The sequence below is a fragment of the Kitasatospora sp. GAS204B genome (assembly GCF_029892155.1).
Classification (GTDB): Bacteria; Actinomycetota; Actinomycetes; order Streptomycetales; family Streptomycetaceae; genus Kitasatospora.
Genome location: NZ_JARZAG010000004.1, coordinates 1 through 21,106 on the forward strand (window position 1 = coordinate 1; position 21,106 = coordinate 21,106).

General features: G+C 73.1%; 17 protein-coding genes. 7 read left to right on the forward strand and 10 right to left on the reverse strand.

Annotation, left to right across the window (positions count from 1 at the left end; all coding sequences use genetic code 11):
- Nucleotides 1–101 precede the first annotated feature (101 nt).
- Complete coding sequence (locus tag P3T41_RS06960; protein WP_280688703.1) at nucleotides 102–554, reverse strand: GNAT family N-acetyltransferase; 453 nt, start codon at nucleotides 552–554, stop codon at nucleotides 102–104.
- 39 nt (nucleotides 555–593) lie between these two features.
- Nucleotides 594–1,385: a VOC family protein gene (locus tag P3T41_RS06965; protein WP_280688704.1), complete on the reverse strand. Its 792-nt coding sequence runs from the start codon at nucleotides 1,383–1,385 to the stop codon at nucleotides 594–596.
- Nucleotides 1,386–1,537: 152 nt separating this feature from the next.
- On the opposite strand from P3T41_RS06965, the gene P3T41_RS06970 reads away from it, so the two are divergent.
- The 3 genes from P3T41_RS06970 (at nucleotide 1,538) to P3T41_RS06980 (ending at nucleotide 6,525) form a co-directional block, all read left to right on the forward strand.
- Nucleotides 1,538–3,778: an ATP-dependent RecD-like DNA helicase gene (locus P3T41_RS06970; RefSeq protein WP_280688705.1), complete on the forward strand. Its 2,241-nt coding sequence runs from the start codon at nucleotides 1,538–1,540 to the stop codon at nucleotides 3,776–3,778.
- A 235-nt stretch (nucleotides 3,779–4,013) separates the two neighbouring features.
- Nucleotides 4,014–5,312 carry a citrate synthase gene (locus P3T41_RS06975; RefSeq protein ID WP_280688706.1) on the forward strand — a complete coding sequence of 433 codons (1,299 nt, stop codon included), beginning with the start codon at nucleotides 4,014–4,016 and terminating at the stop codon, nucleotides 5,310–5,312.
- 493 nt (nucleotides 5,313–5,805) lie between these two features.
- The gene (locus tag P3T41_RS06980; RefSeq protein ID WP_280688707.1) at nucleotides 5,806–6,525 is read left to right on the forward strand and encodes an SDR family oxidoreductase; all 720 of its coding nucleotides are present in this window, start codon (nucleotides 5,806–5,808) and stop codon (nucleotides 6,523–6,525) included.
- A gap of 52 nt (nucleotides 6,526–6,577) precedes the next feature.
- Here the strand turns inward: P3T41_RS06980 and P3T41_RS06985 are convergent, their stop codons facing one another.
- Both P3T41_RS06985 and P3T41_RS06990 read right to left on the reverse strand, forming a co-directional pair.
- Entirely contained in the window at nucleotides 6,578–8,839 is a 2,262-nt protein-coding gene (locus P3T41_RS06985; protein WP_280688708.1) for a heavy metal translocating P-type ATPase, read from the reverse strand.
- 83 nt (nucleotides 8,840–8,922) lie between these two features.
- The gene (locus P3T41_RS06990; RefSeq protein ID WP_280688709.1) at nucleotides 8,923–9,141 is read right to left on the reverse strand and encodes a cation transporter; all 219 of its coding nucleotides are present in this window, start codon (nucleotides 9,139–9,141) and stop codon (nucleotides 8,923–8,925) included.
- 276 nt (nucleotides 9,142–9,417) lie between these two features.
- Between P3T41_RS06990 and P3T41_RS06995 the strand changes: the two genes are divergently transcribed.
- Complete coding sequence (locus tag P3T41_RS06995; protein WP_280688710.1) at nucleotides 9,418–10,587, forward strand: PP2C family protein-serine/threonine phosphatase; 1,170 nt, start codon at nucleotides 9,418–9,420, stop codon at nucleotides 10,585–10,587.
- Nucleotides 10,588–10,605: 18 nt separating this feature from the next.
- Here the strand turns inward: P3T41_RS06995 and dhaL are convergent, their stop codons facing one another.
- Together dhaL and dhaK are read right to left on the reverse strand one after the other, a co-directional pair.
- Nucleotides 10,606–11,244 carry a dihydroxyacetone kinase subunit DhaL gene (gene dhaL, locus P3T41_RS07000; protein ID WP_280688711.1) on the reverse strand — a complete coding sequence of 213 codons (639 nt, stop codon included), beginning with the start codon at nucleotides 11,242–11,244 and terminating at the stop codon, nucleotides 10,606–10,608.
- A gap of 46 nt (nucleotides 11,245–11,290) precedes the next feature.
- Nucleotides 11,291–12,286 (reverse strand): dihydroxyacetone kinase subunit DhaK, encoded by a 996-nt coding sequence (dhaK, locus tag P3T41_RS07005; RefSeq protein WP_280688712.1) that lies wholly within the window; start codon nucleotides 12,284–12,286, stop codon nucleotides 11,291–11,293.
- Nucleotides 12,287–12,400: 114 nt separating this feature from the next.
- Between dhaK and dhaM the strand changes: the two genes are divergently transcribed.
- Entirely contained in the window at nucleotides 12,401–12,796 is a 396-nt protein-coding gene (gene dhaM / locus P3T41_RS07010) for a dihydroxyacetone kinase phosphoryl donor subunit DhaM (protein ID WP_280688713.1), read from the forward strand.
- Nucleotides 12,797–12,820: 24 nt separating this feature from the next.
- Here the strand turns inward: dhaM and P3T41_RS07015 are convergent, their stop codons facing one another.
- Entirely contained in the window at nucleotides 12,821–14,548 is a 1,728-nt protein-coding gene (locus P3T41_RS07015) for a bifunctional 3'-5' exonuclease/DNA polymerase (protein ID WP_280688714.1), read from the reverse strand.
- 125 nt (nucleotides 14,549–14,673) lie between these two features.
- Between P3T41_RS07015 and P3T41_RS07020 the strand changes: the two genes are divergently transcribed.
- Nucleotides 14,674–16,698 (forward strand): M3 family metallopeptidase, encoded by a 2,025-nt coding sequence (locus P3T41_RS07020; protein WP_280688715.1) that lies wholly within the window; start codon nucleotides 14,674–14,676, stop codon nucleotides 16,696–16,698.
- Nucleotides 16,699–16,979: 281 nt separating this feature from the next.
- On the opposite strand, the gene P3T41_RS07025 is transcribed toward P3T41_RS07020, so the two are convergent.
- Nucleotides 16,980–17,687 carry a G1 family glutamic endopeptidase gene (locus P3T41_RS07025; RefSeq protein ID WP_280688716.1) on the reverse strand — a complete coding sequence of 236 codons (708 nt, stop codon included), beginning with the start codon at nucleotides 17,685–17,687 and terminating at the stop codon, nucleotides 16,980–16,982.
- A gap of 271 nt (nucleotides 17,688–17,958) precedes the next feature.
- Here P3T41_RS07025 and P3T41_RS07030 point away from each other — a divergent pair, with 271 nt between their 5' ends.
- Entirely contained in the window at nucleotides 17,959–18,924 is a 966-nt protein-coding gene (locus P3T41_RS07030) for a LuxR C-terminal-related transcriptional regulator (protein ID WP_280688717.1), read from the forward strand.
- Here the strand turns inward: P3T41_RS07030 and P3T41_RS07035 are convergent.
- Together P3T41_RS07035 and P3T41_RS07040 are read right to left on the reverse strand one after the other, a co-directional pair.
- The gene (locus tag P3T41_RS07035; RefSeq protein WP_280688718.1) at nucleotides 18,921–20,333 is read right to left on the reverse strand and encodes a cellulase family glycosylhydrolase; all 1,413 of its coding nucleotides are present in this window, start codon (nucleotides 20,331–20,333) and stop codon (nucleotides 18,921–18,923) included. The two genes, P3T41_RS07030 and P3T41_RS07035, sit on opposite strands and share 4 nt — an antisense overlap.
- Before the next feature lie 78 nt (nucleotides 20,334–20,411).
- Nucleotides 20,412–21,077, reverse strand: coding sequence for a TetR family transcriptional regulator (locus tag P3T41_RS07040; protein WP_280689034.1), 666 nt, complete (start codon nucleotides 21,075–21,077; stop codon nucleotides 20,412–20,414).
- Between the last annotated feature and the right edge of the window lie 29 nt (nucleotides 21,078–21,106).

Here is a 21,106-nt window from a genome sequence, read left to right on the forward strand (position 1 = left end):
CTGCAGGGGGGACCCTGTGGGAGAGTAGGACGCCGCCGAACAATTCTTCTAGAGAAGCCCTCTTCCTTCGGGAAGGGGGCTTCTCTGCGTTTACCGCATGCTCAGAGCTGCAGCTTGAACCCGAGGTGCGATCCGGTGAATCCCAACCGGTCATAGAAGCGGTGCGCGTCGGTGCGGCTCAGGTCCGAGGTGAGCTGCACCAGACCCGCGCCGAGTTCGCGGGAGCGGTCGATCGCCCACTCCATCAGGACCGTGCCGAGGCCGTTGCCGCGCTCGTCGGCGTGGACCCGGACGGCCTCCACGATCACCCGGGTGGTGCCGCTCCTGGAGAGGCCGGGGATGACGCTGAGCTGAAGGGTGCCGACCACCCGGCCGGCTCGGACGGCGACGGTCGGGTGCTGGTTGGGGTCGGCGGCGATGCGCTCCCAGGCCGCGTAATAGGGGGCCAGGTCGTCGGGGCTCTCCCTGGTTGCGGCCACCGAGTCGGCGGCCAGCATCGCCACGATGGCCGGGATGTCGTCGGAGGTCGCCGGGCGGATGACAAGATCATTCATGGTGCTCAGCCTAGTGACCCCGCCCGGTGACCCGCGGCCTCACTCCTCGGCGGGCGCACCGGTGATCACCGCGAAGACCGCGCCCTGCGGGTCGCTGAGTTGCGCGAACCGCCCGACTCCGGCCTCCTCGACCACGTGGCCACGCTGGGTGCCACCGAGTTCCACGGCGCGGGCGATGGTCGCGTCGACGTCGGCCACTTCGAAGTACGGCTGCCAGTAGGAGCCGGCGTGCGCTGCCCGGTCCTCGGCGACCATCCCGGCGAGGCCGCCCTGGCTGGCGTCGGTGCCGCCGTCGGTGGGGGTGATCACGGTGTAGGTGAAGTCGCCGAACGGGACGTCCTGCTCCAGCCAGTTGAACACCGTGCGGTAGAACGGCTTGGCGGCCGACGGGTCGGTGGTGTGCAGTTCGGTCCAGCAGAGCGTGCCGACGTCGGTCACGGCCTCCAGCCCGGGGGTGTCGCCGGGCTGCCACACGGCGAACCGGGCGCCGGTCGGGTCGGTGTAGCCGGCCATCCGGCCGTGGGTGAAGACGTCGAACGGGCCGAGCCGGACCACGCCGCCCGCCTGCTGGACGAGCTTGCTGGTCTGGTCGGCGTCCTCGGTGTGGAAGTAGAGCGTCCAGGCGGGTGGCGCGCCCTCCTCGGTGAGCGGGCCGAGCGCGGCGACGGTTCGGTCGCCCAGTTGGAAGAAGCCGTAGCCACCGGAGTTGGGGCCGGCCGAGTTGAAGGTCCAGCCGAGGAGACCACTGTAGAAGGCCTGGGCGGCGTCGGTGTCGGGGCTGCCCAGGTCGAGCCAGTTGGGCGCGCCGGGGACGTAGTTGGTGGTCAGCATGGCGTCCTCCGCCTCTGTGCGGGGCCGGAACGCGGGTTGGGCGTCCGGGCATGACAACGAGTCCTCCTCTGCCATCGTGTCACCGCGCTGTCGGCCCGGCGCGATACCGTTCCTGGGCATGGGTTCAGCGGCGGTGTTGAGGGGGTCCCCGGATGGCCGGGCAGCGGTCCGACACGGCTCAGGTGCCCGCCCAGCGGCAGCTCGCCGAGGTCGAGGGCGTACTGGAGCGGATCACCTACGCCAACGAGGAGACCGGCTACACGGTCGCCAGGGTCGACACCGGTCGTGGCGCGAACGACCTGCTGACGGTGGTCGGCGCGCTGCTCGGCGCGCAGGTGGGGGAATCGCTGCGGCTGTACGGCCGTTGGGGCTCGCACCCGCAGTACGGCCGCCAGTTCACCGTGGAGAACTACACCACGGTGCTGCCCGCCACCGTGCAGGGCATCCAGCGCTACCTGGGCTCGGGCCTGATCAAGGGGATCGGCCCGCGGTTCGCCGAGCGGATCGTCGAGCACTTCGGCGTCGACACGCTGACCGTCATCGAGGAGCAGCCGGCCCGGCTGGTCGAGGTGCCGGGGCTCGGGCCGAAGCGGACCAAGATGATCGCCGCGGCCTGGGAGGAGCAGAAGGCGATCAAGGAGGTGATGGTGTTCCTCCAGGGGGTGGGGGTGTCCACCTCGCTCGCCGTGCGGATCTACAAGAAGTACGGGGACAGCTCGATCGGCGTCGTGAAGAACGAGCCCTACCGGCTGGCATCCGACGTCTGGGGCATCGGCTTCCTGACCGCGGACCGGATCGCGCAGGCGGTGGGCATCCCGCACGACAGCCCTGAGCGGGTGAAGGCCGGGCTGCAGTACGCGCTCTCGCAGAGCAGCGACCAGGGGCACTGCTACCTGCCGGAGGAGCGGCTGATCGCCGACGGGGTGAAGCTCCTGCAGGTGGACGTCGGCCTGGTGATCGAGTGCCTGGCCGAGCTGGTGGCGCAGGAGGGGGTGGTCCGCGAGAGCCTGCCGGGGGAGGGCGGCGAGCCGGTGGTCGCCGTCTACCTGGTGCCGTTCCACCGCGCCGAGATCTCGCTCTCCAACCAACTGCTGCGGCTGCTGGGCGCCGAGACCGACCGGATGCCGGGCTTCGCGGACGTCGACTGGACCAAGGCGCTGGCCTGGCTGGCCCAGCGGACCGGGGCCGAGCTGGCGCCGGAGCAGGAGCAGTCGGTCCGGCTCGCGCTGACCGAGAAGGTCGCGGTGCTGACCGGCGGCCCGGGCTGCGGCAAGTCCTTCACGGTGAAGTCGATCGTCACGCTCGCGCTGGCCAAGCGGGCGAAGGTGCTGCTGGCGGCGCCGACCGGGCGGGCGGCCAAGCGGCTGGCGGAGCTGACGGGCCACCAGGCCTCGACCGTGCACCGGCTGCTGGAGCTGCGTCCGGGCGGGGACGCGGCCTATGACCGGGACCGGCCGTTGGACGCCGACCTGGTGGTGGTCGACGAGGCCTCGATGCTGGACCTGATCCTGGCCAACAAGCTGGTCAAGGCGGTGGCGCCGGGCGCGCACCTGCTCTTCGTGGGGGATGTGGACCAGCTTCCCTCGGTCGGCGCGGGGGAGGTGCTGCGTGACCTGCTGGCCGACGGTGGGCCGATCCCCTCGGTGCGGCTGACCCGGATCTTCCGCCAGGCCCAGCAGTCCGGTGTGGTGGTGAACGCGCACCGGATCAACGAGGGGCAGCCCCCGCTCACCGACGGGCTGCCCGACTTCTTCCTCTTCGTGGAGGACGACACCGAGCGCGCGGCCGGGCTGGTGGTGGACGTGGTGGCCCGCCGGATCCCGCAGCGGTTCCGGCTGGACGCCCGCCGGGACGTGCAGGTGCTGGCCCCGATGCACCGCGGCCCGGCCGGCGCCGGCAACCTCAACACGCTGCTCCAGGCCGCCGTCACCCCCGGGCGCGAAGGGCTGGCCGAGAAGCGCTTCGGCGGCCGGACCTTCCGGGTCGGCGACAAGGTGACCCAGATCCGCAATAACTATGAGAAGGGCCAGAACGGCGTCTTCAACGGCACGGTCGGCGTGGTGACCGCACTGAGCGTGGAGGACCAGCGCCTCACCGTGCTGACCGACGAGGACGAGGAGGTGCCGTACGACTTCGACGAACTCGACGAGTTGCAGCACGCGTATGCCGTCACCATCCACCGCTCGCAGGGCAGCGAGTATCCGGCGGTGGTGATTCCGGTCACCACCTCGGCCTGGACCATGCTGCAGCGCAACCTGCTCTACACGGCGGTCACCCGGGCGAAGAAGCTGGTGGTGCTGGTGGGCTCGCGCAAGGCGATCGGGCAGGCGGTGCGCACGGTGAGTGCGGGGCGCCGTCATTCAGCCCTGGATCACCGGCTGTCCATCGGATGATCACCTGAGGCCGAATGGGGTCAGGGGCCTCCGCGGGGGTATCTTGACGTGAAGAAATTGATGGACCAGCCTAGTCTTGCCGTGATCTTGTCCGGTTCGTACGGGCTGGTGCGTCGGTTCTTGTAGTGTGGGGCCCTTTTGGGCCACCCCGGGTGCGCGGTCGTCCTCCGGATGGGGGAGGGTGGACGGGCAGACACCTTGGAAGCGGATTTTCATTTCGTCGGTGAGGAAGCGCGTGAGCGAGAACAGTCAGGAATCTGTAGTACTGCGGTACCAGGGCGGCGATTACGAGTACCCGGTCGTCGAGAGCACTGCGGGGAACTCCGGCTTCGACATCTCGAAGCTGCTCCCGCAGACCGGCCTGGTCACCCTGGACAACGGCTTCGGCAACACCGCTGCCTACAAGTCCGCGATCACCTTCGTCGACGGTGACAACGGCATCCTTCGCTACCGCGGCTACCCGATCGAGCAGCTGGCCCAGCAGGGCAGCTTCATCGAGACCGCGTACCTCCTGATCAACGGTGAGCTGCCGACGCCGGACCAGCTGGCGGAGTTCAACAGCGAGATCACCCAGCACACGCTGCTGCACGAGGACGTCAAGCGCTTCTACCAGGGTTTCCCCCGGGACGCGCACCCGATGGCGATGCTCTCCTCGGTGGTCGGCGCGCTGTCGACCTTCTACCAGGACAGCCACAACCCGTTCGACGCGGCCCAGCGCCACATGTCGACGGTGCGCCTGCTGGCGAAGCTGCCGACCATCGCGGCCTACGCGTACAAGAAGTCGGTCGGCCAGCCGTTCGTCTACCCGCGCAACGACCTGAGCTACGTCGAGAACTTCCTGCGGATGACCTTCGCGGTCCCGGCCCAGGACTACGAGCTCAACCCGGTGATCGTCAACGCGCTGGACAAGCTCTTCATCCTGCACGCCGACCACGAGCAGAACTGCTCCACCTCGACCGTGCGCCTGGTCGGCTCCAGCCACGCCAACCAGTTCGCCTCGATCTCGGCCGGCATCTCGGCGCTCTGGGGCCCGCTGCACGGCGGCGCCAACCAGGCCGTGCTGGAGATGCTGGAGCAGATCCAGGCCGACGGCGGCGATGTCGACGCCTTCATCCGCAAGGTGAAGAACCGCGAGGACGGCGTCAAGCTGATGGGCTTCGGCCACCGCGTGTACAAGGCCTTCGACCCGCGCGCCGCGCTGGTCAAGGGCCTGGCGCACGACGTGCTGGCGCAGCTGGGCAAGTCGGACGAGCTGCTGGAGATCGCGCTCAAGCTGGAGGAGCACGCGCTCAGCGACGACTTCTTCATCTCGCGCAAGCTCTACCCGAACGTCGACTTCTACACCGGCCTGATCTACCGCGCGATGGGCTTCCCGACCAGCATGTTCACCGTGCTGTTCGCGCTCGGCCGGCTGCCGGGCTGGATCGCCCACTGGCACGAGATGATCAACGACCCGACCAGCCGGATCGGCCGTCCGCGCCAGATCTACACCGGCACCGCGATCCGCGACTACGTGGCGCTCGACAAGCGCTGAGCGATCCCGCGCCGGCAGGTGCCGGTAGGTGTCCAGCAGGCCCCGCAGCTTCGTGCCGCGGGGCCTTCGGCGTGTCCGGGGCGCTCGAGGCAGATGTGACGGCGCACGGCCGCCGGGAAGTGGACGAGGCTGGGAACGGCCGCTCAAAGCGTTCCTGGTCACCCCACTGCCCGGCGCCGTGCGCGCCCGGGGCCCGCCGGAGCCCCGTGGGCGGCGCGCCGACCACGGGTGCGCGGCCCTGCCCCCAGGGGAGAGGGTGGGTCGCACGGTGCCGTTCCGCAGTCGTCTGCCGCACTCACCAAGGTAAGACGTATCTGGGTCGGCAAAGTTACGTCCGGGGGGTGTGAGTTGTCTCTCGCTTCCGTCCGCGTCCCTCGGTTCACCCGCTCATACCACATGACTCGCGGCGCCCGACGTCACCCTCCCCGCAGTGATGGCAACCCAGCGTGATAGGAATCGTGGCATTCCGGTACGGACAGGGCGGGAGAGACAGATGGCCAGGAACGTTGTCGTCACCGGCGGTGGCACCGGGATCGGCCTGGAGATCGCGCGGCGGTTCGCCGAGGCGGGCGACGCGGTGGTGATCGTGGGCCGTCGGCGTGCGGTGCTGGAAAGCGCGGCCGAGCGGCTCGGCGCCGGCGTCAGCACGCTGGTCTGCGACCTGGCCGACCCGGACGCCGTGGAGGCGGCGCTGGGCGAGCTGCCGGCCCGGATCGACGTCCTGGTCAACAACGCCGGCAGCCGGGAGACCGGCTTCGGGGCCGGCCCGCACGCGCTGCTGGCCCGCTGGCGCGGCGACTTCGAGCGCAACGTGCTCACCGCGGTGCTGCTCACCGAGTCGGTGCGGGACCGGCTCACCCCGGGCGAGGGGCGGGTGATCACGATCAGCTCGATCGCCGCGCTGCGCGGAGCCGGCTCCTACGGGGCGGCCAAGGCCTCGCTGCACGCCTGGAACCACTTCCTGGCCGCCCAGCTGGGCCCCTCCGGGATCACGGCGAACATCGTGGCGCCCGGCACGGTGGCCGGCACCGAGTTCTTCGGCCCGCGGCTGGACGAGGCCGAGGTCTCCCGCCGGGCCTCCCGCACCCTGCTCGGCCGGATCGGCGAGACCGGTGAGGTGGCGGCGGCCGTGCAGTTCCTGGCCTCGCCCGGGGCGGGCTTCATCACCGCCGAGATCCTGCACTGCAACGGTGGCGAGCTGCTCGGGCGTTAGGTCCTGTCCGGCAAAGATCGGCCGGACAGGACCTGGCGCCGAGCAGTTCGGCTCAGGCGGCGAAGCGGCGCAGCCGCAGGCTGTTGGTCACCACGAAGACCGAGGAGAAGGCCATCGCGGCCCCCGCGACCATCGGGTTCAGCAGACCGGCGGCGGCCAGCGGGACGGCGGCCACGTTGTAGGCGAAGGCCCAGAACAGGTTGCCCTTGATGGTGCCCAGGGTCCGCCGGGAGAGCCGGATCGCGTCCGCCGCCACCCGCAGGTCGCCGCGGACCAGGGTCAGGTCGCCGGCCTCGATCGCGGCGTCGGCGCCGGTGCCCATGGCCAGCCCCAGGTCGGCCCGGGCGAGCGCGGCCGCGTCGTTCACGCCGTCGCCGACCATCGCCACCGCGTGGCCCTCGCCCTGCAGGCGCTCGATGACCGCGACCTTCTGCTCGGGCAGTACCTCGGCGATCACGTCGGCCGGCTCGATCCCGACCTCGGCCGCCACCGCCCGGGCCACCGCGGCGTGGTCGCCGGTCAGCAGCACCGGACGCAGGCCCAGCTCGCGCAGCTCGCGCACCGCCTGCGCGCTGGTCGGCTTGACGGTGTCGGCCACCACCAGGACCGCGCGGGCCGCGCCGTCCCAGCCGACCGCGACGGCGATGCGTCCGGCGGCTCCGGCGGCGGCCTTCGCGGCGGCCAGCTCGGGGCTGAGCGGCTGCGCCAGCTCGGCCAGCAGCGACTCCCGGCCGGCGAGCACCTGGTGACCGTCCACCAGACCCCGTACGCCGAGCCCCGGCAGGTTGGTGAACTCCTCGACGGCGGGCAGCGCGCCCAGCCGCTCGCGGGCCGCGGTGGCGACGGCCCGGGCGATCGGGTGCTCGGAGGCGTGCTCCAGGGCGCCGGCCAGCCGCAGCGCCTGCTCCTCGGTGACGCCGTCGGCGGTGTGCACGGCGGTCAGCGCCATGGCGCCGGTGGTCACCGTGCCGGTCTTGTCCAGCACGATGGTGTCCACCCGCCGGGTGGTCTCCAGCACCTCGGGGCCCTTGATCAGGATGCCCAGCTGGGCGCCGCGCCCGGTGCCGACCAGCAGCGCGGTCGGGGTGGCCAGGCCCAGCGCGCAGGGGCAGGCGATGATCAGCACGGCGACGGCGGCGGTGAAGGCCTCGGTGGCGCTGCCGGTGGCCAGCAGCCAACCGACCAGGGTGGCCAGCGCGATCAGGATCACCGTCGGGACGAAGACTGCCGAGATTCGGTCGGCCAGCCGCTGGGCGGCGGCCTTGCCGTTCTGCGCCTGCTCGACCAGCCGGGCGATGTGGGCCAGCCGGGTGTCCGCGCCGACCCGGCGGGCCTCCACCACCAGGCGCCCGCCCGCGTTGACGGTGGCGCCGGTGACGCTGTCGCCGACGGTGACCTCGACCGGGACCGACTCGCCGGTGAGCATCGAGGCGTCCACCGCCGAGGCGCCCTCCACCACCACGCCGTCGGTGGCGATCTTCTCGCCGGGCCGGACCACGAAGCGGGTGCCGACGGTCAGTTCGGCCACCGGGAGCCGGACCTCGTGGCCGTCGCGCAGCACCGCGACCTCCTTGGCGCCGAGGTCGAGCAGCGCGTGCAGCGCGGCGCCGGCCCGGCGCTTGGAGCGGGCCTCCAGCCAGCGGCCGAGCAGGATCAGCGTGGTGACGGCGGCCGCCGTCTCCAGGTAGAGGGTTGATCCGGCGTCAGCCCGGCCGATCGCCAGGCTGAACTCGTGCTTCATCCCGGGCATCCCCGCGCCGCCCAGGAAGAGCGCCCAGAGGGACCAGCCGAAGGCGGCCAGGGTGCCGAGCGAGACCAGGGTGTCCATGGTGGCCGCGCGGTGCCGCAGGTTGGTCCAGGCGGCCCGGTGGAAGGGCAGGCCGCCGTACGCCACCACCGGGCCGGTGAGCGCGAAGGCGAGCCACTGCCAGAAGGTGAACTGCAGCGCCGGCACCATCGAGAGCAGCACCACCGGGACGGTCAGCACGGCGCTGAGCAGCAGCCGCACCCGCTCGGGGTCGGCCTCGGCTCCGGCTTCGACAGCGGGGCCCGCGGCCGGTTCGGCGGCCGGCGGCGGGGGCGGCTCGGCGGTGTAGCCGGTGCGCTCCACGGTGGCGATCAGGTCGGCCACCGTGACGCCGGGGCCGAAGTCGACCCGGGCCTTCTCGGTGGCGAAGTTCACCGTGGCCGCGACGCCCACCATCCGGTTCAGCTTCTTCTCGATCCGGGCAGCGCAGGAGGCGCAGGTCATCCCTCCGATCGAGAGCTCGACGCGGTCACTTATGCCGGTGGGTGCGGTGGTGGCGGTGCTCATCGGGCGGCTCCTTCGCGGGACGGGTGGGGACGGGGTGCGACCGGGCGGCCGGGGTGCGTCCCGGTCGCTCCCCGTGACCGGGCTCAGGCGGCCGGGCCGACCAGCTCGTAGCCCGCCTCGTCGACGGCGGCGCGGACGTCGGCCAGGGCCAGCGGCTGCTGGGAGGAGACTGTGACGGTGCCGGCCTTGGCGTTGGCGGCCACCTCGGTGACGCCGGCCAGAGCGGAGAGCTCCGAGCTGACCGACTTCTCACAGTGGCCGCAGCTCATGCCGGTGACGGTGTAGGTGACGGTGCTGGACATCGCTGCCTCCAAGGGATGAGGGGGCGCCGGAGGTCGGCGCCGCCGTACTGTCGAGAACACGATACCCCCTAGGGGTATTTCGTGAAGAGGGGTGAGCCGGGCGGCCGGTGAGATGGTCGTCACGGTCCGCTGACCGACAGTAGTCGCACCACCACCATGCGCCCGTCTTCGCCGCTCCCGGTCACCCGGAATGGCGCTGGGTGACCGGGCGACGCGGCTGCTCGTCGGGGTGATGGCGGATGGGCATCCGGGTCGAATGTCCGTAATGTTCGGCACGTGTTCAGCTTTCGCCGCCCCAGCCGCCCCTTGGCCTCCGCCGTCCAGGGCCTGCCCAAGGCGCGGCGGCGGCGCGCGCTGGCCGCCGTCGACCTGCGGGACCTGTCCTGGCGGCGGCGGGCCGCGCCGGCCCTGCTGGCGATCGTCTGCGTCTGCTTGGCGGACCTGTCCACCGGTCAGGAGCGCTACCTGGCACCGCTGATGACCGTGGTGCCCTCGATCGCCGCGCTCACCTTGTCGGCCGTCGGGGTGCTGAGCGTCTGCACGATCGGGCTGGCGGCGCTGGCCGGGCTCAACCGATACGACCAGGTCACCGCGGTGCACGACCAGCGCTTCCTGTTCGGTTCGATGATCACCTACCTGGCGCTCACCCTGTTCAGCGCCTACGTCGCGGAGCTCCGGATGCGCCGGGCGGCCGCTTTCGCCGCCGTCAGCTCGGTGGCCGAGGCGGCCCAGCGGGCGCTGCTGCGCCGGCCGGGGCCCGAGGTCGGGCCGCTGCGGCTGGCGGTCCGCTACGCCTCGGCCGCCGACGAGGCGCGGATCGGCGGCGACCTCTACTCGGTGCTGGAGACCCCGCACGGCACCCGCGCGGTGGTCGGCGACGTCCGGGGCAAGGGGCTGGACGCGGTCCAGACGGCCGCCGTGGTGCTCGGCGCCTTCCGCGAGGCCGCCTACGACGAGCCGGGGCTGCACCAGGTGGCCGCCCGGATCGAGGCCAGCGTGGAACGGCATGTCCCCGACGGCGAGTTCACCACCGCGCTGTTCGCCGAGGTGTGCGGCGACGGGGTGGTCGAGCTGCTCCAGTACGGGCACGTGCCGCCGCTGCGGGTGGCCCCGGACGGCACTGTGACGGTGCTGGAGGCCCCCGACCCCTGGGTGCCGCTGGGCCTGGGGCGGCTGGCGGCGGGCCGCCCGCAGAGCTGGCACCAGCCGTTCGGCACCGGTGACGTCCTGGTGCTCTGCACCGACGGCGTGGTGGAGGCCCGCGGGCGCGGCAGCGGCGAGTTCTATCCGCTGGAGGGGCGGGTCGCCGAGCTGGTGGCGGGCGCCGCGGGTTCGGTGGCCGAGCTGGAGGTGGCGGTGGGCCGGCTCTACGCCGACCTGCTCCGGCACACCGGCGGCGACCTCGGCGACGACGCGCTGCTGCTGCTGGTCAGCCGGGCCGACTGACCAGCGGCAGCCGGCCGTTCAGCTGACCACCGCGTCCGCCAGGGCGCGGAAGAGCAGGGCGGTGGAGGTCGCGCCCGGGTCCTGGTGGCCGATGCTGCGAGGGCCGAGATAGGAGGCGCGCCCCTTGCGGGCCTGCAGCGGGATGGTGGCGCGGGCCCCCGCCTCGGCGGCCTCGGCGGCCAGCGCGCTGGCCTCGCGCAGCGTGAAGCCGTCGAAGGCGGCGCGCTCCAGCGCGGCCACGGCCGGCTCGAAGGCGTCCACCATGGTCTTGTCGCCGACCACGGCGCCACCCAGCTTCTGCACCGCGCCGAGCCCGGCGCGCAGCGCCTGGGCCAGCTCCGTCAGGTCCGCGCTCGGGGCGGGCAGCGCGGCTCCCACGCCGCGCAGCGCGCTGCCGTAGAGCGGCCCCGAGGCGCCGCCGACCTTGGAGATCAGCGTGCTGCCGGCCTTTGTGAGCACCGTGCCCGGCGAGGCGTCGGCGGGCAGCGCGTCCAGCGCGGTGATGACGGCGGCGAAGCCGCGCCGCAGGTTGCTGCCGTGGTCGCCGTCGCCGATCGCGGCGTCCAGCGCGGTGAGTTCCTCGTGCCGGCGCTCGACGGCGGCGGCTGCGGCGCGCAGCCAGCCGAGCGCGAGTTCCCGGTCCAGGTCATAGCGCATGACGGGGTTCCCAGTCGGTCGGTGACAGTTGATCGGTGACGGATGGTCAGGGCCGGTGCAGGGCCGGGGTGCGGGCCGGGGCGTCCCACAGCTCGAGCAGCTCGGGATCTGCCTTGGTCAGGGTGAGCGAGAAGCCTGCCATGTCCAGGCTGGTCACGTAGTTGCCGACCAGCGCGCGGGCGATGGTGATGCCGCGCTCGGCCAGCCGGGCGGCCACCTCGCCGTGCACGATGTAGAGCTCGATCAGCGGGGTCCCGCCCATGCCGTTGACCAGGGCGATCACCTCGTCGCCCGCCGTCAGCGTGTGGTCGGCGAGGATGGTCTCCACCACCTCGGCGACCAGCTCGCGGGCCGGGCGCAGCGGCTCGCGGCGGCGGCCCGGCTCGCCGTGGATGCCCACGCCCACCTCGATCTGGTCCTCGGGCAGGTCGAAGCCGGGGCGCCCGGCGGCGGGGGTGGTGGCGGCGGTCAGTGCCACCGCGAAGGAGCGGGAGGCGGCCACCGCGCGCTCGGCCACGGAGGCCACCTCGGCGGCCTTGGCGCCGCGCTCGGCCAGCGCGCCGGCCACCTTCTCGACCACCACGGTGGCGCCGGTGCCGCGCCGCCCGGCGGTGTAAGTGGAGTCCTCGACCGCGACGTCGTCGTTGACCAGCACGGTGCGGACCTCGATGCCCTCCTCGGCGGCCAGCTCGGCGGCGAGCGAGAAGTTGAGCACGTCACCCGTGTAGTTCTTGACGATCAGGACCGCGCCCGCGCCGCCGTCGGTGGCCCGCAGGGCGGCGAGCACCTGGTCGGGCACCGGGGAGGTGAAGACCTCGCCGGGGCAGGCCGCGTCCAGCATCCCCGGGCCGACGAAGCCGCCGTGCAGCGGTTCGTGGCCCGAGCCGCCGCCGGAGATCAGCGCGACCTTGCCGGGGCGGGGCGCGTCCGCGCGGTGGATGACGTGGTTCTCCCGGTCCACTGTCAGTTCCGGGTGGGCGGCGGCCACTCCGGTCAGCGCGTCGTCGAGTACGGACTCGGGGGTGTTGATCAGCTTCTTCATCGGCGTCTCCCGCTGCTGAGGTCGGACCGGCTCGTTGCCGAACCTACGCCACCAGGTGCGGGTTTCTCATCCGTTCACCGCGACCTGGCGTGGCGGCGACTACCCTCGGCGGACATGAGGACTTCGGTGGGAATCGTCCTGGTGTCGCACAGCCCGCTGCTGGCCGCCGGGGTGCGGGAGCTGGTCGAGCAGCTGGGTGGCGGGAGCGTGCGGGTGGCGGTCGCGGGCGGTACCGAGGACGGCGAGCTCGGGACCAGCTACGAGTTGATCACCGAGGCGGTGCGGCAGGCGGACGGCGGCGCGGGCGTCGTGGTGCTGCCCGATCTCGGCAGCTCGGTGCTCACCGCGCGGGCCGTGCTGGCGGACCTGGGGCGGGCCGAGGAGCTCGTGCTGGTGGACGCGCCGTTCGTGGAGGGCGCGGTGTCGGCGGTGGTGACCGCCTCCACCGGGGCGGGCCTGGCCGAGGTGGTCCGGGCGGCCCAGGAGGCTTGGCAGGCGCATAAGTTCTGACCGGACGGGGCCTGGGGCGCTGGCTCACTTGGCGTCCGCGTAGCACTCCACCACGGCCGTGCTCATCGGGAACCGCACCGGGGTGTCGCCGAAGACCAGCCGGCTGGCCTCGTCGGCCGCCGCCGTGATCAGCGCTGCCACCTGCTCGGCCAGCTCGGTGGGCGCGTGCACCACCACCTCGTCGTGCTGGAAGAAGACCAGGTGCGGGCGGCCACCGGGCCCGGTGAGCTCGGCCAGCCGGCGGCGCAGCGCGGCCAGCAGGGCCAGCGCCCAGTCGGCGGCGCTGGCCTGGATCACGAAGTTGCGGGTGAACCGGCCGCGGGCCCGGGTGGAGCGCCCGCCCTGCTCGGCGCTCTCGCCGCCGGCCGCCGCGGCGCCCTCGGTCAGGTCCAGCCAGGCGTCCGAGGGCGGCGGGCAGCTGCGGCCGAGCCGGGAGGTGACGATGCCGCCCTCCTCGCCGGTGCGGGCGGCGGCCTCCACGTAGCCCATCGCGACGGGGTAGCGCTGGCGCAGGATGGCGAGCAGCGGGCCGATGTCCCCGCTGGTCTGCCCGTACATCGCGCCGAGCAGGCCGAGCTTGGCCTTCGCCCGGTCGCCCTGGAAGGCCGTGGCGGCCAGCGCCTCGTAGAGGTCGCCGCCGGCCGCGCTGCGAGCCAGCGCCGCGTCACCCGAGAGGGCGGCCAGCACCCGGGGCTCCAGCTGGGCCGCGTCGGCCACCACCAGCCGCCAGCCCGGATCGGCCACCACCGCGCGGCGCAGGATCCGCGGGATCTGCAGCGCCCCGCCGCCCCGGCTGGCCCAGCGCCCGGAGACCACTCCGCCCACCACGTACTCGGGGCGGAACCGGCCGCCGCGCGCCCAGGCGTCCTGCCAGGCCCAGCCGTGCGCGGTGTGGATCCGGGCCAGCTCCTTGTAGCGGATCATCAACTCGGCGGCTGGGTGGTCCAGTTCGCGCAGCTCCCAGACCCGGGTGGAGGTCAGCCGGACGCCCTGCTCGGCGAAGGCGCGCAGCACCTGGGTGTGCGAGTCGGGGTTGAACGGCTTGCCGCCGAGCGCCTGCTGGAGCCGGACGGCCAGCTCGGCCAGCTTGGCGGGCTGGGTGCCGGGGATGTGCGGGCGCGGGCCGAGCAGCTCGGTGAGCAGCGCGTCGTGGACCTCGGTGCGCCAGGGCAGGCCGTCCTGGGCCATCTCGGCGGCGGCCAGCGCGCCGGCCGACTCGGCGGCCACCAGCAGCCGGAACCGGGCCCGCTGCGCCTCGCCCTCGATCGCCTGGAGCCGGCGCTGCTGGTCCGCGTGCACGGCCAGTACGGCGGCCAGCGGGTCGGTGCCGGGCGGCAGTTGCAGGCGGTCGGGGGCGAACAGGGTGTCCTGCGCCTCGGCCGGGCCGCTCTCCGACAGGTCGGCGGGGACCGGCAGGGAGCGCAGCCGGGCCCAGGCGGCGCCGAGCGAGCGCGGCGCGCCCCAGCGGCCCTCGTGCGCCAACAGCAGGGCCTCGACCAGCCGCAGGTCGTGGCAGCGGCCGAGCCGGCGCCCGCCGGGCAGGTCGGCCAGTGCCGCCAGCAGCGGCGGGTAGACGGACTCGGCGCTCGCCCAGACCCAGCGCGGGTGCTCGGCGGCCTCCAGCTCGGCGACGGTGACGGCCAGCTCGGCGGCCTTCAGCGGGGCGCCGAGCGGCTCACCCGCCTCGGAGATGCGGTGCAGCCGGCCGCCGCGCCCGTGGGCGTCGGGGACCAGGGCGATCCTGGCGGGCACGGTGGGCTCCGTCTCGGTGGGTGGCGGCGGCAGGCGGGCGGCTCGCGGTCGGCGGGCCGCGCGTGCCGGTTCGTTCGACCCGACCGTAGCGCGCGGCGCTGACAGCGGCGCGTAGGGTCTGCGGAATGACGGAGAATCCCTTCCTGGCGCCCAGCCGGCTCCCTTACCAGTTGCCTCCCTACGCCGAGATCCGCGCCGAGCACTACCGCCCGGCCCTCGAGGCGGGGATGGCCGAGCAACTGGCCGAGATCGCGCGGATCGACGCCGATCCGGAGCCCGCGAGCTTCGAGAACACGGTGGTCGCGTTGGAGCGCACCGGCGAGCTGCTGCGGCGGGCGCTGGCCGTGTTCGACAACCAGAGCTCCGCGCACACCGACGCGCTGCTGCAGGAGTTGGACGCCGAGTTCAAGCCGAGGCTGGCGGCGCACAGCGACGCGATCCACCTGGACCGCGCGCTCTTCGCCCGGCTCGACGCGGTGCATGCCGAGCGCGCCTCGCTGGACCTGGACGCCGAGTCGCTGCGCCTGCTGGAGCGCCACCACCTGCGCTTCGTCCGGGCCGGGGCGCAGCTGCCGCCGGCCGAGCAGCAGCGGCTGCGCGAGTTGAACGCCGAGCTGGCCACCGCCTCCGCCACCTTCGAGCGGAACCTGTTCGCCGCCAACGCCGCCGGCGCCCTGGTGCTGGACCGCCCCGAGCAGTTGGCCGGTCTGGGCGAGGCGGAGATCGCCGCCGCCGCCGAGAACGGCCGGGCGCGCGGGCACGACGGCAAGTACGTGCTCAGCCTGCTGAACTTCACCCAGCAGCCGGCGCTGGCCCGGCTGACCGACCGTGCGGTGCGCCGCCGGCTGATGGACGCCGCGCTGAACCGGGGCCTGGCCGACAACGGTCCGCTGGCCGCCCGGATGGCCGCGCTGCGCGCCGAGCGGGCCGCGCTCTTCGGCCACCCCAGCCACGCCGCCTACGTGGTGGCCGACGAGACGGCCGGCAGCGTCGAGGCGGTCACCGCGATGCTGCACCGGCTGATCGCGCCGGCGGTGGCCAACGCCGAGCGGGAGCTGGCCAGGCTGCGCGAGGAAGCGGCGGCCGACGGCGTCACCGACTTCGGCCCGCACGACCTCGCGTACTACGGCGAGCGGGTCCGGCAGGCCGAGTACGACCTGGACAGCGCCGCGCTGCGCCCGTACTACGAGCTCGAACGGGTGCTGCACGACGGCGTGTTCCACGCGGCGGGCCTGGTCTACGGGCTGACCTTCACCGAGCGGACGGACCTGGTCGGCTACCACCCGGACACCCGGGTCTTCGAGGTCTTCGAGCAGGACGGCCGGCCGCTGGGCCTCTTCCTGGCCGACTTCTTCGCCCGCCCGTCCAAGCGCGGTGGCGCCTGGATGGACGAACTCGTCAAGCAGAACGGCCTGTTCGACCGCAAGCCGGTGGTCTTCAACAACCTGAACATCACCAAGCCCGCGCCCGGGCAGCCGGTGCTGCTCAGCGGCGACGAGGTCCGCACCCTCTTCCACGAGTTCGGCCACGCGCTGCACGGCCTCTTCTCCGACGTGCGCTACCCGCTGCTGGCCGGCACCGAGGTGCCGCGCGACTTCGTGGAGTTCCCCTCGCAGGTCAACGAGATGTGGCTGAGCTGGCCCGAGGTACAGGCCAACTACGCCCGGCACCACCTGACCGGTGAGCCGCTGCCGGAGGAGCTGCTGGCGAAGCTGGCGGCGGCCGAGCGGTTCGGCCAGGGCTACCAGACCGTGGAGTACCTGGCGGCGGCGCTGCTGGACTGGGCCTGGCACACCCGCCCGGTCGGCGAACCCGTGCTGGACGCGGCCGCGTTCGAGGCCGAGGTGCTCAAGGAGGCCGGGCTGGCGCTGCCCGAGGTGCCGCCGCGCTACCGGACCGCCTACTTCAGCCACCTCTTCGTGGGCGACTACAGCGCCGGCTACTACGCCTACATCTGGTCCGAGGTGCTGGACGCCGACACCGTGGAGTGGTTCAAGGGCAACGGGCGGCCGATCCGGGAGAGCGGGGAGCGCTTCCGCCGCGAGCTGCTGGCCCGGGGCAACAGCGTCCCGGCGCTGGACATGTTCCGCGCCGTGGTCGGCCGTGAGCCCGACGCCGCACCGCTGCTGGCCCGGCGCGGGCTGGGCTAGGGCCTCTCTTACGGATCTTGTCGGATCAGCGTGCGGCTCCCCCAGCCTTCGGCCGGGAGGTGCCCCCACGGCGCCCGGCTGGGCGTGCCGGCGGATCGTCCTCGTACTGGGTCGTACTTGGATGATTCGCCGGTGCGTCCAGGCGGGATGCCCGGCGTCGCACGCCCGGCAAGATCCGTAAGAGAGGCCCTAGGGCGCGTCAGTGGTGCGGCCGGTGTGCCACGCGACGCTGCGTGGCACACCGGCCGGATTCAGTGCTCTGCCGGGGACTTGACGGTTGGTCAGCCCGGGATGATGGAGAACGCGCCGTTCTGCAGCGCGGTCTCGGTGTAGGGGCCGCTGTCGATGGACTGCGGCGAGTAGTTGTCGAAGACCTGGCCGTTCACCTTGAGGTTGGCGAAGTTCAGCTGGCTGAAGGACGGGTAGCTCTGGGTCGGGGACTCCATGACCGCCTCGGCGCTGACGTCCTGGGAGCGCAGGGTCTGCTTGGTGGTCTTGGTCCAGCCCTGGGTGACGTCGGTGAGGGTGAGCGTGTAGCTGCTCCGAGTGCCGGCCACCACGCTGGCGTTGAAGGTGTCGCCGGCGCTCACCGGCTCGTTGAAGTAGACCGGAGCGGCCGGGTACATCTCGTACCAGCCGGAGTAGACCGGCGAGCCGCTGGAGCAGTCCGCCTGGACGCCGGTCTGCTCGACGGTCTGCGAGCCGTAGCCGTCGATGCCGATCCACGGGGCGAACAGGTCGTTGCTGGTGTTGCACTGGACGTCCGGCATGGTCCACGAGCCGGTGATGCTCTTGAAGCCGCTGCCCTGGGCGATGTAGCCGCCCCAGTTGCTGTTGCCGGAGTAGGGGTGACCGCCGTGGCTGTGCAGCGGGGCGAAGAAGTGCGGGGTGGCGGCTTGCGCGGCCGGGGCGGCGAACGCGGCGCCGGAGAGGGCGAGCAGCCCGGCTATCGCGGCCCGGGCGGGCTTGCGCAGGCGAAGACTGGCCATGGGGTACTCCTCGGTGCGTGGGGGTCGGTGCGCCGGGCAGCCTTCGGAGTTGGGGGCCGGAGGACTGTCTGGCGCTGCCGATCAGCGTGCGGCCAGGCGGTGACTGTCGGGAAGGTCACGGCTGGTGCCGGAATGCGACATGGCGGAAACATGTCAGGTGTCAGAAGTCTTGATTTCCGGTCAGGTGTGGACCACAGTCGGGTCCACGACAGGACCGGATCCCCAGGTGGGACCGGTCGCGGCGACGGTACGTGATCCAGGGGCGGGCCAGGTGGCGGAGCAGTGGGCGGGGCGGTTCGGTGGCCTCGGGCTGGCCGCCGACCAGGAGTTGCTCTACCTGCACCTGTTGAGCAGCCCCGGACTGACCGCGCCCGGGCTGGCGGCCGCCGTCGGGATCGGTACCGAGCGGGCCGTGGCCGCGCTCGGCGCGCTCGCCGACCTGGGCCTGGTCGAACGCCCGCCGGCGGACGGCACCGTGTGGCACCCGACGGCGCCCGATGTGGCGCTGGAAGAGCTGTTGCTGCGCCGCGAGTTGGAGCTGCGCCGGACCCGGGGCCGGATCACCGAGCTGCTGCGGACCTACCGGCACACCAGCACCGGCGCCGACGGCGATCTGGTCGAGGTGATCACCGGGCGGGAGGCGATCGCCGACCTGTGGCGCAGCCTCCAGCTGGGCGCGCGCGGCGAGTTGCGGGTGCTCGACAAGCCGCCCTACATCCGCCGCTCCGATCCCGAGCTCGAACTGGCCTCGCTGGCCCGGGGGGTGCGGATGCGGGTGGTCTACGAGAGCCAGGTGCTGCGCGACCAGGTCCGGCTGGCCGAGATCCACCAGTTCACCGAGGCCGGCGAGCAGGCCCGGGTGCTGCCCGAACTCCCGCTCAAACTGGCGCTGGTGGACGACCGCTGGGCGCTGCTGCCGGTCAGCTCGGGCACCGCGGAGCAGAGCGTGCTGCTGGTCCGCCCGTCCTCGCTGCTGGACGCGCTGGCCGGTCTGTTCGAGCTCTACTGGTCGCGGGCGATGCGGATGCCGCCGCCCGACTCCACCGAGCCGCCGCGCGACCGGCACCACCAGCTGCTCACCCTGCTGGCCGCCGGGCTGACCGACGAGAGCATCGCCCGGCAGATGGGCGTCTCGACCCGGACCGTGCAGCGCTGGGTGCGCGAGCTGATGGACCGGTTCGGCGCGCGCACCCGGTTCCAGGCCGGGATCCAGGCGGCCCGCGCCGACCTGCTCTAGCTGCTCACGGTCAGGGTGACCTCGGCGCCCCGGGGGACCTGGACGCGCGGCTGCCCGGGGCGGCTGCGGTCGATGGTCACCCGGCTGCTTCCGGTGACGGCGATCCGGGCGTCGGTGGGGGCGGCCAGTTCGGTCCAGCCGCCGCTCGCCCGGAAGGTCACCGAGGCGGCGCCGGCCGCCCAGGACTCCGCGCTCGGCCGCCCGGCGAGCGCGAGGACGTACGGGCCGAAGGCCGGCCCGTCCCCGGGCGCGGCCTGCCCGTCCGTCCCCAACGCGCAGTAGCCGCCCTGCCCTTGGCACCAGTACCACATGGTCCAGGCGCTCGCGAAGCCCGCCATCGCGGCGATCTGCCGGCGCACCAGCTCGGTGTTGCCCGGGGTGCGGGAGTTCGGCGGACCCCACTCGCCGACCAGCACCGGCATCCGGTTGGCGTGCGGATAGGCGGTGATCGCCGCGGTGTAGTTCTCGACGAAGCCGTCGGCCGGGTTCCAGTCGGCGCCGTTCTCCACCGCGGTGTCGTAGAAGTGCGGCGCGTAGCCGAGCCTGGCCGCTCCCCGGCGCGGGTCGGTGAAGCCGGGCAGCTGGGTCGGCACGCCCTCGCCGACCAGCACGGTGGGCTCGACGAAGAGCCAGGAGCGCTGGTCCACCGAGCGGATCGCGGCGATCAGCCGCTGGTACATGGCCGCCAGCCGCCCCTGCTCCAGGGCCGCCGAGGCGGCCGCCAGCACCGCCGGGTCGCTCGGGTCGCCGTTCACCGGGCCGAACGGTTCGTTGAACAGGTCGTAGCCCAACAGCGAGCGGTGGCCGCGCAGTTCGGTGGCCAGGTGGGTGTAGAAATCGGCCTGCCAGCGGCGCAGGTCGGCGTCGTCGTAGAGGTGGCGGAAGGCGGCCTGCACGGCGGGCTGGAAGTAGCCGGCGAACCAGTCGTTCGGGTCCGGGACGAAGGGCAGCCCGTCGTCCCGGGTCGCCCAGAGCGGGATGCCCCGGTCGCCACCGCCGAAGGCCGGCCCGTAGACGTCCTGGTGGAAGTCGATCACGGCGAGCAGCCCGTCCCGGTCGGCCCAGCTCAACAGGCGCTGCAGCTTGCCGAGTTCGACGCCGTCGTAGTGGCCGCGGGCGGGCTCCAGGCGGTTCCAGGAGATCGCCACCCGGATCAGCGTGAAGCCGTGGACGGCGATCGAGCGCAGGTCGGCCTCGGTGGTCTCGTCGTACTTGTCGACGTTGAAGCCGCGCGGTTCCACCACCCGGCCCGCCGGATCGGTGAAGAGCGTGCGCCCGTCCGGAACTTGGGCGCTGCCGGTGGGGAAGTCGGCGGCCGGGCAGACGGGTTGGGCCTGTGCCGTGGGCGCGGCGGTGAGCAGCGCGGCGGCGCTCAGCAACAGGGCGGCGGCGGTACGGAAGGCGCGCACGGACACCTCGCACGGGGCGGCGGTCGGGGAGAGCGCCGATCGTGGCCCATGCCGCCGCCGTGCGCAAGAGGTGCGGCGCTACTCCGCGGCGGGGACGGCCGTTTCGGACCCGGCTCCGCCGTTCGGCAGCGGCGTGGGCAGCGGCGCGGCCGCGGCCAGCCGTCCCCAGAGCAGGTCGGCCAGCGCCTGCACCATCCGGGCCCGCGGGCAGGGCTTGGCCTCCAGCCACCAGTCCCCGGCGGCCAGCACCATGCCGGTGATCGCCCGCCCCCAGGCCTCGGAGAGCAGCGGCGCGTCCGGGCCGAGGTCGACCTGCGCGGTGACGGCCCGGGTGATCTCGTCGGCGATCTGGCGCAGCGCGGGGGCCAGCGCGTTGCCCACCCCGTCGGGGTCGCCCGTCTCCGGATGGGTGAGCAGCCGGTAGACCTGCGGGCGGGCCTCGATCCCGGCCAGGTAGGTGTCCAGCACGAGCTCGACCCGCTCGCGGCGTTCCAGCGGTTCGGCCAGCGCGCTGCGCACCGCGGCCAGCAGGCCGGAGGTGTGACGCTCGGTCAGGGCCTGGAAGAGGCCGCTGCGGTCGCCGAAGTGCCGGTAGAGGATCGGCTTGGTGATGCCGGCCTCGGCGGCGATCGCGTTCATGCTGGCGCCCGGCCCCTCCCGACTGACCACCCGGTCGGCGGCGTTGAGCAGCTGCTCCCTGCGCGGTTCCTCCAGCGCGGTCACCTGGCCCTCCGTTCCCCTCATCGCGGCGTGGTGCGGTGCCGTCGTGCTGC